Raw genomic sequence first — 15,532 nt, forward strand, 5'->3', positions numbered from 1 at the left:
CAATCAGAATTGGTAGCGAAATTGTAGTTTAATATCGCTTTTTTTGTTGCCTTCAATTTCATCTAGACCGGAGCCAACAGTGCCTGCTCTGGGGTAAAATGAAAGGGCATACCTGACCCAAATGTCCAGGCGCTTGAGCAGTTTGTACTTCAGGTTCAGGTAGTTTCTCCAACCTTTGCCACTATACATGCCAAAGCTGAAGCTGTACAGCACATCATCTTCATAAGCATATATTCGGCTGTTAAAAGAGGGGATATTGAAATAGGCAATCCTTATGTTTCCTGATAATCTGGTTCTCAGTGGCTTATAACTCATATCCTGGTAGGCGAGATAGCCAAATTCTGCACCGCTTGCGCCCTTGTGATATTGCGATACCTCCAAGCGATTTTGAAAGCCAATCGATCTGTTCAGTTGCCAGTTTACATCTGCCCTGTACGATTCCTTTTTTACCTCGTCGAGGTAATTGATGGGAACAGCCAGGTCTGTATTTTGCTGTTTCAGCTCGCTCTTGTAGCGCAGCTGGATTTTGAAGGTTTTGCTCGGCATATAGCTCAACTGCCCCAAAACCTCATACCCATCTGATGGTGCATCAATCCTGAATTTTAGCCAAGGAAATTTAAAATAATCTGCATAGACTGCAATGGCCCACGATTTGGCAGGATATAAGTTTAATCCAACATACAAACCCCTTTCATTCGTGGCGCGGGTTGCTTCGGCCATTGCCTGGTTAAAAAAGTTGTGGTAGTTGCTGGCATAGTTGCGGTAAAGTACAACTGCCGACGCTTTTGCCGACAGGCTGATCAAAGCACCATTTACATAAGCCAGGCCACTTTGCAGGCTTTTGGCAATTTCGCCAAAAAGATAAAAGTTTCGATAAGTGTACGTGTAGTGCAAGCCTAGGTTGGTCAGTGTTTTTCCCGAAAAATCATCATAGCGATATGGAGATGTTTCGGCTGTAAAAGCACGGTTGTAATTGGTACGGTGGGCAATCAGGCCAATATTGAGGTTGTTTCTTTGGTACTGTAATGCGCCACCAAAAAACAATTGGGTTAAACGGTTCCTGTTTTTGATCTCACTCTCCGTTCGATGATAGCCCGTTTCATTGATGGTGGTAAGCACTTCTTCGCCTTCGTTGTTCAGGCTTAAACTGGCATCGAGCTTTCTGTAAGATAAAAATCCGGTAAAAACCAGGTACTTGGTTAATGTAACGGTTGTTGCCATTCCGCGTAAGAAAGCATATTCGTTGGACGAATGATAAGGTCTCAATCCGAGGTCTTTTTTGGCAACACTGGTTACATCAGGAGCCTTGCCAAATGCAAACCCCGACCAAAGGGTTAATCCCTGGCCAAATTGCAGGCTATAATCGCCTAAAACTATTTTGTTAAATCTCCAGGTATTAAAAATTGCCAAGTGGGCCGATTTAAAGTCGGCACTCCACTTTTCTCCCGCATCTTTTTCAGCAATCAAGCCGGCGTCTATCCGTTGGGCAAAATTGTATTTGTAACGCAGCAGCAAACGTTCTGGCGTGCCCAAATATTTGCTTCCGGTTAGCTTGGAGAAGCCCTTTGGCATGTCTAATGTCCGTCCGGCTCGAATAAATAGGTCGTTTTCGCCAAATAAGCGTAGGTTCTTCAAAGTAGGTTTCCTCATCAGGCTATTATTTGCTATAGCAACAAAAGGTAATAGCCGTGTTACGGTTTCCGCATCAAAATTGGGAATACTTTGCAGTTCGAGTACGTCAATGAAAGGCCCATTGGCTTTGAGGTAGGCGAAGAAATTACTGATTTGCAGGGGCGAAAGAAAAACCAGGCTTTTTAATTCTGCTGCATGGGTTTGGTTCAGGTTGATGGGATGTTTGCTGAAATAGATCAAGCGGTCTTCCAGTTCAAAAAGGTCGTAATCTTCAGGTAGGTTTTCTGCCAGGCTCTCCATCAAGTCTTTGATAAAACCCGCTTCGGCCGTTTGCGCCCTAACGATATTGCTATACAAGAAAAGCATCAATAAAACTCTAAAATACATAACCCAAAGTAATTTGAGGCGAGTAGCCCAGGTAAGGATCGCTGGCTACGGCCATGTCTAACATGAATTTTTTATAGTGGAGGCCAAAGCCGGCATACTGCTTAAAGGGCTTGGCCGTTAAACCGCCACGCAGGCTGAATAGCGCTAGCAGTTGGTAATCTATACCGATGGCCACATCAATCGGAAGATGCAGTGTCTTGCTCAAATCACTAGCAAGCAGCACCTTATCGCTGACGAGATACGAGAAGCCCAGATGAAAAGAGGTCGGAATAATGAGCTTAACCGCTGGGCTCTTGTATGCCTGAAGCGCCGGATTATCGATGTAAAAACCAAGCAAAAGCTGCTTATTGAAGCGATAAAGAAAGCCTACATCCAAAGAAAATGCCGAAGTTGCGCCATAGTTGTCGATTTTAAGCTGATGGTAATTCCCCTTGAGTCCAATGGCCAGTTGCCGGCCGAACTTTCTAACCATGGCCAAGCTGGCCCTGATTTCATTGTATTCGGCAATACCATAGCGGTCTAAGCTAATCCCAATGCTGTTTTTTTGAAAAGGAATGGCAATGGCAATGGCCTGTCGACTGAGTTCGGTGGCAAAAAGATACTTAGTGTAATCAATGGCCGCCACTATTTTCGGAATCCCAGAGATGCCTGCCGGGTTGCCCTGTATGCTCCAAACATCTTCAATGGCATTGCCGTTATTGCCCATAGCAGCCAGCCTTGCGCCTAAATGGGCTTGCGCAAGGCCATTAGCAACACTACCTTGTAGCATTGCTAGGCATAGTAATATTCTGTTCATAGGTAAGGTAAGCCTAATTTACAGAATATAAATGATATAAAAATTAAATATTTAAAATTTTATTCTTTTTAAACTTAATATTCGAAATTAAATTTTTAATTCTTTCCCATCTAGGCATGTGTCCACATGCGCTTGTGCATCGGAATGGCGATTAGCTGATCGATCATGATGTTTTTAACTGTCCACTATTGCTGCATAATAAGATTTGGGCAGTTCAAATCCAGATTGATCCTGCTTAAAATATATTTAGTTTAATGCCTTTATAATTAGCTAGTTAGTTTAATAAAGTTTCTCTATTCTTTAATTTGTTTATCGTATGTAATGTTTTTTGATCCAAATCATGAAAGCCACGGACTGAAGCTGTCGTTATGGATAAATAAATCGATTTAGTTTTGCTATTTAAGCTCGTACTGCCTACATTTAATTTATATTTAATCCTCCCCACCAAATTTATTCCTAATATGAATATTAAAAAACATCATTTTTTTATTTTCCTGATCCTTGGGGCTTTGGAGGCCTGTCATTCATCAAACCGGGAAACTGCTAACGAGCAGCCAACGGCAGGCAATGGCTTAATGGCCGATTCGTTTAAAACGACCATTGATGGCAAAGCGGTTGCACTTTACAGGTTGGTTAACGCCAAGCATATGGAAGCCAATTTTACCAATTATGGTGGACGTTTAGTGAGTCTGCTCGTTCCGGATAAAGCAGGCAAACTGATAGACGTGGTAGTGGGACTGCCGAGTGCAAAAGCCTATCAAGAAGCCACAGAGCCTTATTTTGGGGCTACCATTGGCCGCTATGGCAATCGTATTGCCAAAGGTAGATTTAAACTGGATGGCCAAGTTTATACCTTATTTGCCAATAATGGACCTAATACCCTGCATGGCGGCAAAAAAGGGTTTCAATATGTAGTTTGGGATGCCAAGCAGCCCAATGCCCATACGCTGGAGCTTAGCTATCTTTCAAAAGATATGGAGGAGGGCTTTCCGGGCAATTTTAAAGTCAAAGTAACCTATACTTTGACAGATGATAACGAGTTGAAAATGGATTATGAGGCTACTACCGATAAAAATACGGTTGTAAACTTGACCAATCATGCTTTTTTCAACCTTAATGGCGAGGGCAGTGGCGATATCCTCAAACACAGCCTGCAACTTTATGCCAATTATTTCCTGCCAGTCGATTCAACTTTGATCCCAACTGGCAAATTACAGCAGGTAGCTGGTACACCTTTCGATTTTACGCAGCCACAGCCTATCGGCAGCCGCATCAACCAGCAAAACGAACAGCTGGCTTTTGGCAAAGGCTATGACCATAACTATGTGCTCAACAAAACCAAAGCCTTGGGCATGTATCACGCCGCAACGGTTAAAGGCGATAAATCTGGAATCGTTATGGATATTTATACCCAAGAGCCTGGTCTGCAGTTTTATAGCGGTAATTTTATGCAAAGTAAAAATACCTTTAAATCGGGTGCAAAAGACGGTTTTAGGACGGCATTTTGTCTGGAAACGCAACATTTTCCCGATTCGCCCAACCAGTCCAACTTTCCGAGCACCATGCTTGGGCCTGATCAGGTTTATCGGACGAGTTCCGTTTATAAATTTTCGAATAATTGATTTTTGGCTGACATCAGGCCCGGCAAAGAAGCTTAGCTTTGCGGTTTTAGTCGAGTTATGAACAAACACATCGAACGTATCCAGGTTGCCATCGAACCGTTGAGGCAACAAATTGTGAACCATCCGGTTTATGGTGTAATTGAAAGCGTAGAAGACCTGCGCCTGTTTATGCAGTACCATATTTTTGCCGTATGGGATTTTATGTCGCTTTTAAAGGCGCTACAAAATAATTTGACTTGTACCTCCGTACCTTGGTTTCCTACCGGCAACGCGGCCACAAGGCATCTCATTAACGAGATTGTGGTAGGCGAGGAGTCGGATGTGGACGAGCATGGCCAACGCAAAAGCCATTTTGAGCTTTATTTGGAAGCCATGGAACAGTGTGGCGCAAGTACAGCCAGCATCAATCAGTTTATTGGCTCGTTAAAGGCCGATGGAGACTTCGAAAAAGCCTATGCCACATCGGATACACCAATGGCTGCCCGTCAGTTTGTAGATTTTACCTTTAACGTAATCCATAGCCAGAAAGCCTACTTACAGGCCGGTATTTTCACTTTCGGTCGCGAAGACCTGATCCCGTCGATGTTCTTGGCTATTATTAAAGATATGGCGCTCGATTTTCCGGAGCAGATCAGCATCTTTAAATACTATTTGGAAAGACATATCGAAGTTGACGGCGACCACCATAGCCATTTGGCCTTGGAAATGACGGCCTTGCTTTGTGGAGACGACGAACAGAAATGGACCGAAGTTGGTGCGGCCATCAGCGAATCATTGCAGCAACGCATTCAGCTCTGGAATGAAGTGCACAAAGAAATTTGTAAAACGAAAGCCATTGCGTAAATTGCAGGAGCAAAGCTTTAGCACTTATAGTAATAAAAAGATGTTTTTGGGTTCTATTGGCTTGGTATTTGAGGCATAAAATTGCTTAATGATTAAAAATTATGAAAACATTTATGAATAGGACATCATCTGGTCTGCTGGCAGCAGTCTGTATGGTTGCAGTATTGGTTTCGTCTTGTAAAAAGAACGATGACCCTGTAGTGGTTAGTGGCGATGCCAAAATCAAAGTTGTAAATGCGGTACAAGGCTCCAACGCCCAGGATTTTTATCAAGGGAGTACCAAATTAACCACTACAGCCTTGGCTTATGGAGATGCCAGTGATTACTTTACGGTAAAAGCAGGTTCAAGTACCATTTCTTTTAAGGATGCAACTACCGCTACTTTAAAAGCTTCGGCCAATGTAGGCATGAATACCAATGGCTCTTATACTGCATTTTATTATACCGATGCTTCTGGCGCTGGTCAAATTACAGGTTTTGGCGACGATAATACGGCTCCGGCATCAGGTAAGGCTAAAGTAAGGTTTATGAACTTGGGCTCGGCTTTCAACAACTCGGTCAATATTATCATTAGCGGAGGGTCGGCTTTAATCAATGGCCTGCAATATGGCAATGTATCGGCTTATAACTTAATAGATGCCAATGTCAATGCCTTAACGGTATCAATTGTAGGTTCGGGAACCACAACTGTTATTCCAGCTTCCACTTTCCAATCGGGTAAGGTTTACACGGTTTGGTTTGATGCCGCTAATTCGACAACAGCGAACTATCATGTGATTTTGCACAACTAAAATTCTTTTCTTGAAAGAAGAAAGCATTGCCATTGCCGCAATGCTTTTTTTATGCCGGAGCCGTTTAAAATTTGTTATTTTTGGTCCTTATCATTTCAAATGGATCAGCAACAATCCTTACAGTTAAGAACCGTCAATGTGACCCGCTATGTAACGCCATTGCGTGAGGGAGGTTCTATGCCTGCCATTGCCGAAGCAGACGACGGCTTTTTGTATGTGCTTAAGTTTAGGGGTGCCGGACAGGGCCATAAAGCGCTCATCTCCGAAATTATTGGTGGAGAATTGGCCAGGGCTTTGGGCCTTAAGGTACCAGAACTTGTTTTTGCCAACCTCGACGAGGCTTTTGGCAGAACCGAACCTGACGAAGAGATACAAGACCTGCTGAAGGCAAGCGTAGGCCTTAACCTGGCCTTACATTACCTTTCAGGCGCAATCACTTACGACCCGACAGTGGCCACGATTGACCCGTTGCTGGCTTCGAAAATCGTGTGGCTGGATTGCCTGCTCACCAATATGGACAGAACTGCGCGCAATACCAATATGCTTTTCTGGCATAAGGAGCTTTGGCTTATCGATCATGGCGCATCGCTTTATTTCCACCATTCGTGGCAAAATTGGGAAGAACAGGCCCAACGGCCATTTGTATTGGTCAAGGATCATGTTTTATTGCCACAGGCCGGTTTGCTGGAGAAGGTTGATGCCGAATTGCGCAAGCTGCTGCATCCAGCATTGATTAACGAAGTGCTGCGCCTCATTCCTGATGCATGGCTTGACGAAAGAACTTTCGAAAGCAGCGAGGCCCAAAGAGCAGCTTATGCGTCGTTTTTAAATACCCGAATAGAAAATTCTTCCATTTTTGTAAAAGAAGCACAACATGCAAGAGCTGCACTTATTTGAATATGCCGTTATTCGCGTGGTGCCCAAGGTAGAGCGCGAAGAATTTTTGAATGTTGGGATTATTCTGTATTGTGCCAAACAGAAATTCCTGAAGAGCCTTTTTCACCTGAACGAAGCACGCCTGAACGCCTTTGCTTGCGAAACGGAAACCGATTTCATTTGGAGCAATCTATTGGCTATCGAAAAGATTTGCGAGGGTAAGGAAGGTTCAGGGCCTATTGGCCAGTTAGATATGGCCTCGCGTTTTCGTTGGCTTACGGCCACCCGGAGCACCGTTGTACAGGCTTCTAAAGTACATCCAGGCTTCTGTATAGATGCGCAGGAAACATTAGAGAGATTGCACCAGCAATTGGTTTTATAGCATGTTAGCAAAGGCCAGGAAATATAAGTTTAATGGTGGCCTGATTAGTTTTGGCAATGCCTTTAAAATAGTGGCTTAATTGCTTTGATCGCCTCAACCATGTATGTTATCGCCTGGCTTATTGTGTATTACAACTTTATCCCCGATTTTATGGAGAAATATTCGGCTTATGTAATCAATCAGGCTAAAGAAGCCAAGGTGTCGCAAGCTGAACTCAATAAGCAGATTGCCCAGATGGATTCTTTCAAGGAGATTTACAAGAGTCCCTTTGGCATCATTTAATGACTTATCTGGAAATCCTGCCACTTGGACTAATCGTTGCACTCATCAGCTCGTTAATCTTAAAGAAAAAAGAAATAAAAATTGTTGCCCAGGCTTAAAGTTCAAATGTTTCGCCCCGCTCGGGAATAGCCACTTGGTAGCCTTCCTGTTGTAAGGCATCGGCAAAGGCAAGCATGCTTTTGGTTTCGCCATGAACCAAAAATACCTTTTTGAGCTGCTGCACGGGTTGTTGCCTTACGGTTTCCATCAAGTCGTTGTGGTCGCCGTGCCCGCTTAGCAGGTCGGTTTGTTTAATGGTAGCATAAACCATGAGGTCGCGGTTGCGCAAACGCACAATAGGATCGCCCCGCAATAGCCTGTCGCCCAAAGTACCCTTGGCACAAAATCCTATAAAAAGAATTGTGCAGTAATAGTTTTGGATGTTGTAGTAAAGGTGGTCTTGAATGCGGCCACCTTCCAGCATTCCGGCAGAAGAAATGATGATGCAGGGCTCCAAATAGTTGCTGATCGACTTGCTTTCCTTTTGGTCGTGTGTATAGGTGAGGTTCTCGAATTCAAATTCATCGCCTTTGAGCTGGTAAAATGTTTTGGCTTCGTTGCTCACCAGCTCATGGTGCTTGCGGTAAACATCGGTGGCATAATTGGCCAGCGGGCTATCCACAAAAATCTGTACCGGAGGCAACAGGCCCTTGCTAAAAATCTGGTTCAGTGTAAATACCAACGATTGGGTACGGCCAATGCTGAAGGCAGGAATAATGAGCCGGCCAGGGTTTTTGATACAGGTTTCCGTTATCGTTTCGATCAGTTTTTGTTCAATGGTCGTTCCCGTCGAATGCAGGCGTCCGCCATAAGTAGATTCACAAACCAGGTAATCAACCGGTGGCAAGGGCATCGGATCGGGGAGGACAGGATAGTTTTTTCGGCCGATATCGCCGGTAAAGGCAATTGTTTTGGTGGTTCCATGTTCGGTTATGCTCAGTACTACGGCGGCAGCGCCCAGTAAGTGGCCAACGGGAACAAAAGTGAGGGCTATATGGCCGTTAATTTGGAACGTTTTGTTAAAACCGATGGTGACGAAGCGATCTACGGTTTCCATCACGTGTTTCTGGAGGTAAAGCGGTGCAGGACCTGAACGTTTTTTGCGGCCATGCGATTTTTTCTTTTGTTTGCTTAAAAAGATATTTACCGAATCCAACAGCAAAAGTTCGCTCAAATCGGCTGTGGGTGGCGTGCACAGGATCTGGCCCTCAAAGCCCATCCTGATTAAAGTGGGCAGGTTACCCGAATGGTCGATATGGGCATGGGTCAGAATCACCACGTCGATGTTGCTGGGGGCGAAGGGAAAATGCTGGTTTTCGTCTAAATAAGTACCTTTTTCATAATCCAGTCCACAATCTATCAATATATTGTATCCTTCGGTCTGCAACAAACTCATGCTGCCCGTTACTTGCTGGGCAGCGCCCCATACGCTTAATTTCATCTCAGTTAGATTCTCCGCTAAAGTGGACAAGATATTCATTTTTGTGGTTCAAACAAAACCTTGAAGGCCAACTGATTTAACTATGGGTAAAAAAAATGACTAAACAAAAACGCCCTTGTTGCTGTTTTTGAATGGAATTGAGCCTGTATTTTTTGAATTGGCGTTGCCTCGGTTTCTGTTTTGGCATCATTTTTTCATTAGTTGGGTATAAATTAAATCTAAATATTATGAAAAGGATAATCGCAATAGTTGCTTTGGCAACAGTTTTAGCTTCTTGTGGCAATAGGGCCAAAGAAGAGGCATTGGCCAAACAGCAGGCCATCGCTGCCGTAAAAGACAGCTTAAAATTAGATAGTTTTAAAAGGGCGGAAGAAGCCAATAAGCAACGCCTGATCGAAGAAAAACACCAGGCAGAACTGGCCTCGGCCAGAAGAAGTGCCACAACCAGCTACTCGTCTAGCGGCACCACCACTACCTCGTCGGCCGGAACCACTGCGGCAGCCAAGAAAAAAGGCTGGAGCGATGCGGCCAAAGGTACAGCTATTGGTGCAGGTGTTGGCGCTTTAGGCGGTATTTTGATTGATAAAAACAATGCCAGGGGCGCTATTATCGGTGGTTTGGCAGGTGCAGGTGCCGGTTATGCCATTGGCAGGGCCGAAGACAGAAAAAGCGGCAGGGTACAGAAAAAACAATAATATATTATCTAGCTATGTTAAAGCCCAGTTTGTAAAAGAACTGGGCTTTTTTGTGAATAAAAAAAAGACATTGCGCTAACCATCCTGACATTGTACCCTAATGAAATTGTATCTATCATTGCATGTAATTTCAAACCGACCAACATGTATCTGCTGCTTATTGTCGTTTTAACGCTCGTTATATTTATTTGCTTCGTGCTCCAACTCCCAGTTTTTGGGCGTTTGCCAAAGGGAAAGCGACTCGAAAAACTAAGGCAATTGCCAAATTATGGCCGTGGGGCTATCGAAAACCTTTCGCCAACACCAACCAAGCCAGAAGATGTTTCATGGTGGCAAATGCTGTCTAAAGTAATCAAAGGCAATGCGAATGGTGTGCCTCCAAGGGCTATTTCGCCACTTGTTCCAGACTTTTCGGCGTCAGAATCGTTCAAAATTACCTGGTTTGGGCATTCATCTTACCTGATCCAGGTAGATGGTCTGAATTTGTTGGTCGATCCTGTTTTCAGTGCCAGAACATCGCCCTTTCAATTTATCGGTACCCAAAACTTTCCGGGCACCGGTTTTATCAAGGCCGAAGACCTGCCACCTTTGGATATCGTGCTGATTACGCACGATCATTACGACCATTTGGATTATGGAACCATTTTAAAGCTAAAAGACAAAACCAAGCATTTTATAACTTCTTTGGGCGCAGGCAGCCATTTAGAGCGATGGGGCATCAAGCCCGGCCAATTAACCGAATTGGCTTGGGGCGAGACCGCCGAGCTGATGGGGCTACGCTTTACTGCAGCGCCCGCCAGGCATTTTACCGGACGAAAATTTAAGCGTAACCAAACCCTATGGTCGTCTTTTATACTTAAAACCAAGACCCAGCAGCTTTATTTGGGAGGAGACTCGGGCTATGATACCCATTTCAAGAACATCGGACAAACTTATGGGCCTTTTGACTTAGCTATTCTCGAATGTGGCCAATACAATGACATGTGGCCCTATATCCATATGTTTCCCGAAGAAGTGGTACAGGCCAGTATCGATCTTGGTGCGCAATGTTTGCTGCCGGTACATTGGGGTAAATTCAAATTGGCTCTCCACGATTGGGACGATCCGATTAAAAGAGTAAAGGCCAAAGCCGACGAGCTGGGTGTGCAATTGGTTACGCCACAATTAGGACAAACCTTTAACCTGCAAAACAAACCGCAGACAGCTTGGTGGAAAGAATTATAAATTGTTTAAATGAACAATTGCCCCTAAATTAGTGTTTGTTAAAAAAAGCTAAACCATAGACCATGAAAACCGATCTTGTCGAAATATTCCAAACCATTAGGGCTTCATTGCAACCTTATGCGGCCAAAGGTTTCGCCGTTCGAAACAATACCGATTCAGTTTATGAACTTTGGAGCGAGCAGGAGGCGGAGATAGCGGGCAAAAAGTACGATGAGGTATTTTTTGTCAGTGTCTGCATCTTGAAGAATAGTGTTGGTTTTTATTTTATGCCGGTTTATATCGAACCTGAGCTAAAAAAATTGTTGCAGCCCGATCTGCTTAAGTTGCTCAAAGGCAAATCGTGCTTCCATGTCACCAAGTTAAGCGACGAATTATTAAATCACCTTGTAAATGCCCTCGAAACAGGTTTTACGCTTTATAAACAAAAAGGGTGGGTTTAAATCCGTTTTGGCAGGAAGATGTTTTTTTAACTGTACAGGCATTTCAACGCGATATCAAATGGCTGCACCCGGCACCTTACTGTATTTTGCAGTGCAACGGGCAGTTTTTTATTCATTTGGTGTCTTTAACAAATCAGTTTGAACCCAAAGAGCTAATCGCCTTGCAGTTTCAATACCAACAAGAAGGCAAGCAGTTGGTGCATTTGTGGGAAGATGTTTGGTTGGCCAGGAGGGCGCAAGTACTGATGCGCGTCAGGTCTTTTCTCGGTTTAAACCAGATTTATCATGGCAGGCAGTCCCAAATCGTTGAAATCGATTCGAAAACCGCTCAGCACTTTTTAGATATGCATCATTTGCAAGGCTATATCCATGCCAAATACCATTATGGTTTAACTTATCATGATGAATTGTTGGCTGTAGCAAGCTTTAGTAGCGCAAGGCCCATGAAGTCAAAAGGAGTTGCTTACCAATCGGCAGAGCTGGTTAGGTTTGCCTCGGCCAACGGACTAACCATTGCAGGTGGTTTGAGCAAGCTGATCAGGCATTTTACCAAACAGATCAAACTAAACGACCTGATGACCTATGCAGACAGAGACTGGTCGCTGGGCAAGGGCTACGATAAACTAGGGTTTAGTTATGCCAACGAAACCGAACCTGCCTATTTGTACGTAAACAGCTCAACACTGGTCAGGTATTTTCCGCATCGCCTGCCCGCCAAAATCGTATTGGATTTTGAAGCTCAAAAAGACTTAAATTTGGACGATTTTTTGGCTTTTAACGGCTATATCAAGTTATTTAACACGGGCAACTTAAAATATTACCTTTACTTTTAAATGCAGGCACATCCATTATTGATCATTTTGGGGCCAACGGCTTCTGGCAAAACCAAATTGGCTGTTGCGGTAGCCGACCGGTTAAACGGCGAAATCATCAGTGCCGATAGCAGGCAGGTTTTTAAAGGAATGGATATTGGTACGGGAAAAGACCTTAACGAATACCAAATCAACGGAAATCATATTCCTTATCATTTAATAGACATCAAGAACGCGGGCGAAAAATACCAGGTCAATGCTTTTAAGGATGATTTTTACCAGGCCTTGGCGCATATTGTTCAACGTGGGCATTTGCCTGTTTTGTGTGGCGGTACCGGCATGTACATCCATAGTTTGTTGCAAAACCACGAACTGACCGCTGTTCCTGTTAACGAAGCGCTGCGAACTGCGCTTTTGCCCTTGTCCAAAGCCGAATTGCAAGATAGAATTAACCAATACCCCGAAAGTTTAAGAGCCCAGGCTGATTATTCGTCGGCCAAGAGACTGATTAGGGCGATAGAAATTGCCGACTATCTCCAAAATAACCCTTTGCCGCGGCGGTCCAGGCCAATGCTTAAGCCTTTGGTTATTGGTTTGGATAGCGAGGTCGTATTGCGGAGGAAAAGAATTATAGACCGCTTGCAATTGCGGCTAAACCATGGACTGATTGCGGAGGTTGAAGGCCTGCTCCACGATGGCGTATCGGCAGCAATGCTTTCTTTTTATGGGCTTGAATATAAGTTCGTAGGTGCTTATCTGCAAGGCGAAATGGATTTGGCCACCCTGCAGGAGAGGCTGGGAACTGCAATTTGCCAGTTTGCCAAAAGGCAGATGACTTTTTTCAGGAAGATGGAGAAGGACGGCGTAAATATCCATTGGCTGAAGGCCGAAAAAGGGACAGCCCAACTCCAAAAGGAAGTTGTCGATTTATTTATGGCGTTTAATTCAAAATAATCGCATATTCGCTCCATGAACAAAAAAATGAGGCCACTGATCAAATGGACGGGAGGTAAGTATAAGGAATTTGCCCTGTTTGCCCACCACATCCCTCAATTTGAACGCTATGTTGAGCCTTTTTTTGGAGGGGGAGGCGTGTTTTTCGCCTTGCAACCCCGTGTTCCCGCCTTCATTAATGATAAGAGTGCCGACCTCGTTAATTTTTACCGGCAGCTTGGACAGGAAGATTTCAAAGCAGAGCTTATTAGATATGCCGATGCCTGGACCGCCTTGGCCAAATTATCGGCACAGCTTTGGGAGCGTTGCGGAGAGATTTTTACGAGGTTTATCCATACGGATTTGCCCATAAACGAGTTGTACCAATGGCTTGAAGAAACTTTGACGAAACAACTTGCCAAACACGGTCTGCTCAACGACAAGGATTTTCTGGTAGATGTTGATGGATTTCGGAGCGTTCTTTTGAACAGCCTAACCGATAAGGCTAAGCGCATTAAACGGATTGAGCAAAGGGAGCATCGCCAGTTTAGTGCCTCAGAATTGGCCGTGCATTTCGAAACGGGATTAAGGAGCGGCACTTATCTGTTTTTCAGAAAGCTATTAAATCAATATTATAAGCAAACTTTAAACTTGCCGATGGCCAAGGCTGTAGCCAATTGGTATTTTGTGCGCGAGCTTTGCTATGGAGCCATGTTCAGGTTTAATGCCAAAGGCGAGTTTAACATCCCGTATGGAGGCATCGCGTACAATAAAAAGAGCCTGCATCAGAAAATCCAGCATATTTTCAGCAAAGAAACTGCCGGGTTGTTTGAAGCCACGAAAATAGCCAACGACGATTTCGAGGCTTTTTTAAATGGACTGGACTTAATACCCAGCGATTTTATTTTCCTGGATCCGCCATACGACAGCGAATTTTCGGAGTACGACCAAAATGCCTTTACACCATACGATCAGGAGCGACTGGCCAATTTTTTAATAGGTTGCAAGGCCAAGTGGATGGTGGTTATCAAGGAGACTGGATTTATCCGAAAAATCTATACCCATCCTCAAATAAAAATTGTAAATTTCAATAAGCGTTATAGTTATAATGTAAGAGGCAGAAACAAAAGGGCAGTAACGCACCTGATTATTACCAATTATTAGTTTTTTGCCTGTTAAACTGGTCGGCAAGCAAGAATCCGTGGCTGGTAAAGGTATTGCCGAGGGGCTCCAAAACAAGCAAAAATCATAATTTACATTTCCTTAACAATTGCATTGGCGGGTTTTGGCCAGCTAGCGCAAGCCGTTCCGATTTTTCGTGTAGATTGTATTTGTTTAATTTTCAGTTAATTATATTGGTTTTCATGAGGTGTGCTTAACTTATAGTACTCATGATACTATCTAATTACATTTGCTACGAACAAATGCCTTGCAAGAATGTTAATATGTTATTAACTATTCAAAATTTGGTTTTGTCATGTGGCACACAATTTGTTTAAATTTGAGTAGACGGCCAATAAAGGCTGTCCACAACAAAACTTAACCAAAGTATTTTTAACAATGAAAAATTCTACAAAATTTTTAGCTTCTGCAGTAGCTGCACTGGCTTTATTCTTCACAAGTACTCATGTTAATGCGCAATCAGCTCCAAAATTCGGCATCGGTTTAAATGTTGGTATTCCAACTACAACTGGTTATAGCTTCGCTATTGGTGGCGATTTGCGTTATCAGTTCGACATCGACAAACAATTGTCGGTTCCAATTACTGCTGGTTACACTAATTTCTCGTTAAAAGACACTTATGGTGGTGGCAGCTTTGGATTTATTCCAGTTAAAGCTGGTCTTAAATATTTCTTCAACGATAGCGGTGCTGGCGCTTACGGTTTAGCCGAAGCTGGTGCTGGATTTAGCACAACTTCAGGTGGTGGTACTGCATTTGTTTACTCGCCAGCTGTTGGCTATGCTTGGAGCAATGGTTTAGACCTTGGCTTGAAATATGAAGGCTATTCTAACAACGGAAGCATTGGCTACGTAGGTTTGCGTTTGGCTTATGGCTTTAAATTGTAAGAAACCGTCTTAAAAAAAAGCCCCGATGCATTCATCGGGGCTTTTTTTTTGGCTAAAATTTTCGGGAAAGTAGGCAGGATTTTGCTTGCAATTCACAAAAAGGCAACATGTCTTAAGGCTTGAATATTGATTTGTTTGAGTTATCCAAAAACCCTGTCTCTTATACACATCTAAAAAGGGGGGGGGGGGGGGGGGGGGGGGGGGGGGGGGGGGGGGGGGGGGGGGGGGGGGGGGGGGGGGGGGGGGGGGGGGGGGGGGGGGGGGGGGGGG

General features: G+C 44.0%; 16 protein-coding genes. 13 read left to right on the top strand and 3 right to left on the bottom strand.

The annotated features are described in order from the left end of the window. Window positions 1-3 precede the first annotated feature (3 nt). Complete coding sequence (locus JHD69_RS12200; RefSeq protein WP_199140621.1) at window positions 4-2,019, bottom strand: helix-hairpin-helix domain-containing protein; 2,016 nt, start codon at window positions 2,017-2,019, stop codon at window positions 4-6. Continuing rightward, window positions 2,009-2,815 carry a hypothetical protein gene (locus JHD69_RS12205; RefSeq protein WP_199140622.1) on the bottom strand — a complete coding sequence of 269 codons (807 nt, stop codon included), beginning with the start codon at window positions 2,813-2,815 and terminating at the stop codon, window positions 2,009-2,011. Before JHD69_RS12205 ends, JHD69_RS12200 begins: the two co-directional genes overlap by 11 nt. A gap of 461 nt (window positions 2,816-3,276) precedes the next feature. Between JHD69_RS12205 and JHD69_RS12210 the strand changes: the two genes are divergently transcribed. The 6 genes from JHD69_RS12210 to JHD69_RS12235 all read left to right on the top strand — a co-directional run bounded on the left by JHD69_RS12210 (window position 3,277) and on the right by JHD69_RS12235 (window position 7,611). Next, entirely contained in the window at window positions 3,277-4,437 is a 1,161-nt protein-coding gene (locus JHD69_RS12210) for an aldose epimerase family protein (RefSeq protein ID WP_199140623.1), read from the top strand. A 57-nt stretch (window positions 4,438-4,494) separates the two neighbouring features. Further along, complete coding sequence (locus tag JHD69_RS12215) at window positions 4,495-5,280, top strand: DUF3050 domain-containing protein (RefSeq protein WP_199140624.1); 786 nt, start codon at window positions 4,495-4,497, stop codon at window positions 5,278-5,280. A 113-nt stretch (window positions 5,281-5,393) separates the two neighbouring features. Continuing rightward, entirely contained in the window at window positions 5,394-6,071 is a 678-nt protein-coding gene (locus JHD69_RS12220) for a DUF4397 domain-containing protein (RefSeq protein ID WP_199140625.1), read from the top strand. A 99-nt stretch (window positions 6,072-6,170) separates the two neighbouring features. Beyond that, window positions 6,171-6,968 (top strand): HipA family kinase, encoded by a 798-nt coding sequence (locus JHD69_RS12225; protein ID WP_199140626.1) that lies wholly within the window; start codon window positions 6,171-6,173, stop codon window positions 6,966-6,968. Next, a complete protein-coding gene (locus JHD69_RS12230; RefSeq protein WP_199140627.1) occupies window positions 6,946-7,329 on the top strand; it encodes a DUF3037 domain-containing protein in 384 nt (127 codons plus the stop codon). The genes JHD69_RS12225 and JHD69_RS12230 overlap by 23 nt, the downstream gene beginning before the upstream one ends. A 99-nt stretch (window positions 7,330-7,428) precedes the next feature. Then, window positions 7,429-7,611 (top strand): hypothetical protein, encoded by a 183-nt coding sequence (locus tag JHD69_RS12235; protein WP_199140628.1) that lies wholly within the window; start codon window positions 7,429-7,431, stop codon window positions 7,609-7,611. A 94-nt stretch (window positions 7,612-7,705) separates the two neighbouring features. Here the strand turns inward: JHD69_RS12235 and JHD69_RS12240 are convergent, their stop codons facing one another. Beyond that, window positions 7,706-9,091 carry an MBL fold metallo-hydrolase RNA specificity domain-containing protein gene (locus JHD69_RS12240; protein WP_199140629.1) on the bottom strand — a complete coding sequence of 462 codons (1,386 nt, stop codon included), beginning with the start codon at window positions 9,089-9,091 and terminating at the stop codon, window positions 7,706-7,708. Between the two features lie 227 nt (window positions 9,092-9,318). On the opposite strand from JHD69_RS12240, the gene JHD69_RS12245 reads away from it, so the two are divergent. The 7 genes from JHD69_RS12245 (at window position 9,319) to JHD69_RS12275 (ending at window position 15,262) form a co-directional block, all read left to right on the top strand. Further along, window positions 9,319-9,786, top strand: a complete 468-nt coding sequence (locus JHD69_RS12245; RefSeq protein WP_199140630.1) for a YMGG-like glycine zipper-containing protein — start codon at window positions 9,319-9,321, stop codon at window positions 9,784-9,786. Window positions 9,787-9,981: 195 nt separating this feature from the next. Further along, the gene (locus tag JHD69_RS12250; RefSeq protein ID WP_370583486.1) at window positions 9,982-11,010 is read left to right on the top strand and encodes an MBL fold metallo-hydrolase; all 1,029 of its coding nucleotides are present in this window, start codon (window positions 9,982-9,984) and stop codon (window positions 11,008-11,010) included. 62 nt (window positions 11,011-11,072) lie between these two features. Then, on the top strand, window positions 11,073-11,450 hold the full coding sequence (locus tag JHD69_RS12255; protein ID WP_199140632.1) for a hypothetical protein: 378 nt from the start codon (window positions 11,073-11,075) through the stop codon (window positions 11,448-11,450). Then, the gene (locus JHD69_RS12260; RefSeq protein WP_199140633.1) at window positions 11,441-12,283 is read left to right on the top strand and encodes a hypothetical protein; all 843 of its coding nucleotides are present in this window, start codon (window positions 11,441-11,443) and stop codon (window positions 12,281-12,283) included. The genes JHD69_RS12255 and JHD69_RS12260 overlap by 10 nt, the downstream gene beginning before the upstream one ends. Beyond that, the gene (miaA, locus tag JHD69_RS12265; protein ID WP_199140634.1) at window positions 12,284-13,216 is read left to right on the top strand and encodes a tRNA (adenosine(37)-N6)-dimethylallyltransferase MiaA; all 933 of its coding nucleotides are present in this window, start codon (window positions 12,284-12,286) and stop codon (window positions 13,214-13,216) included. Between the two features lie 15 nt (window positions 13,217-13,231). Further along, the gene (locus JHD69_RS12270; protein ID WP_199140635.1) at window positions 13,232-14,359 is read left to right on the top strand and encodes a DNA adenine methylase; all 1,128 of its coding nucleotides are present in this window, start codon (window positions 13,232-13,234) and stop codon (window positions 14,357-14,359) included. Between the two features lie 396 nt (window positions 14,360-14,755). Continuing rightward, window positions 14,756-15,262 (top strand): outer membrane beta-barrel protein, encoded by a 507-nt coding sequence (locus tag JHD69_RS12275; RefSeq protein ID WP_199140636.1) that lies wholly within the window; start codon window positions 14,756-14,758, stop codon window positions 15,260-15,262. The last annotated feature ends 270 nt before the right edge of the window (window positions 15,263-15,532 follow it).

The sequence above is a fragment of the Pedobacter sp. ASV12 genome (genome assembly GCF_016429155.1).
Lineage (GTDB): Bacteria > Bacteroidota > Bacteroidia > Sphingobacteriales > Sphingobacteriaceae > Pedobacter.

Excerpts from the sequence above, each read along its gene's own strand:
- JHD69_RS12220 (WP_199140625.1), top strand. The coding sequence starts at position 5,394 with ATGAATAGGACATCATCTGGTCTGCTGGCAGCAGTCTGTATGGTTGCA.
- JHD69_RS12275 (WP_199140636.1), top strand. The coding sequence starts at position 14,756 with ATGAAAAATTCTACAAAATTTTTAGCTTCTGCAGTAGCTGCACTGGCT.
- JHD69_RS12200 (WP_199140621.1), bottom strand. The coding sequence starts at position 2,019 with ATGTATTTTAGAGTTTTATTGATGCTTTTCTTGTATAGCAATATCGTT.
- JHD69_RS12225 (WP_199140626.1), top strand. The coding sequence starts at position 6,171 with ATGGATCAGCAACAATCCTTACAGTTAAGAACCGTCAATGTGACCCGC.
- JHD69_RS12215 (WP_199140624.1), top strand. The coding sequence starts at position 4,495 with ATGAACAAACACATCGAACGTATCCAGGTTGCCATCGAACCGTTGAGG.
- JHD69_RS12235 (WP_199140628.1), top strand. The coding sequence starts at position 7,429 with ATGTATGTTATCGCCTGGCTTATTGTGTATTACAACTTTATCCCCGAT.
- JHD69_RS12255 (WP_199140632.1), top strand. The coding sequence starts at position 11,073 with ATGAAAACCGATCTTGTCGAAATATTCCAAACCATTAGGGCTTCATTG.
- JHD69_RS12245 (WP_199140630.1), top strand. The coding sequence starts at position 9,319 with ATGAAAAGGATAATCGCAATAGTTGCTTTGGCAACAGTTTTAGCTTCT.
- miaA (WP_199140634.1), top strand. The coding sequence starts at position 12,284 with ATGCAGGCACATCCATTATTGATCATTTTGGGGCCAACGGCTTCTGGC.
- JHD69_RS12240 (WP_199140629.1), bottom strand. The coding sequence starts at position 9,091 with ATGAAATTAAGCGTATGGGGCGCTGCCCAGCAAGTAACGGGCAGCATG.
- JHD69_RS12205 (WP_199140622.1), bottom strand. The coding sequence starts at position 2,815 with ATGAACAGAATATTACTATGCCTAGCAATGCTACAAGGTAGTGTTGCT.
- JHD69_RS12270 (WP_199140635.1), top strand. The coding sequence starts at position 13,232 with ATGAACAAAAAAATGAGGCCACTGATCAAATGGACGGGAGGTAAGTAT.
- JHD69_RS12210 (WP_199140623.1), top strand. The coding sequence starts at position 3,277 with ATGAATATTAAAAAACATCATTTTTTTATTTTCCTGATCCTTGGGGCT.
- JHD69_RS12230 (WP_199140627.1), top strand. The coding sequence starts at position 6,946 with ATGCAAGAGCTGCACTTATTTGAATATGCCGTTATTCGCGTGGTGCCC.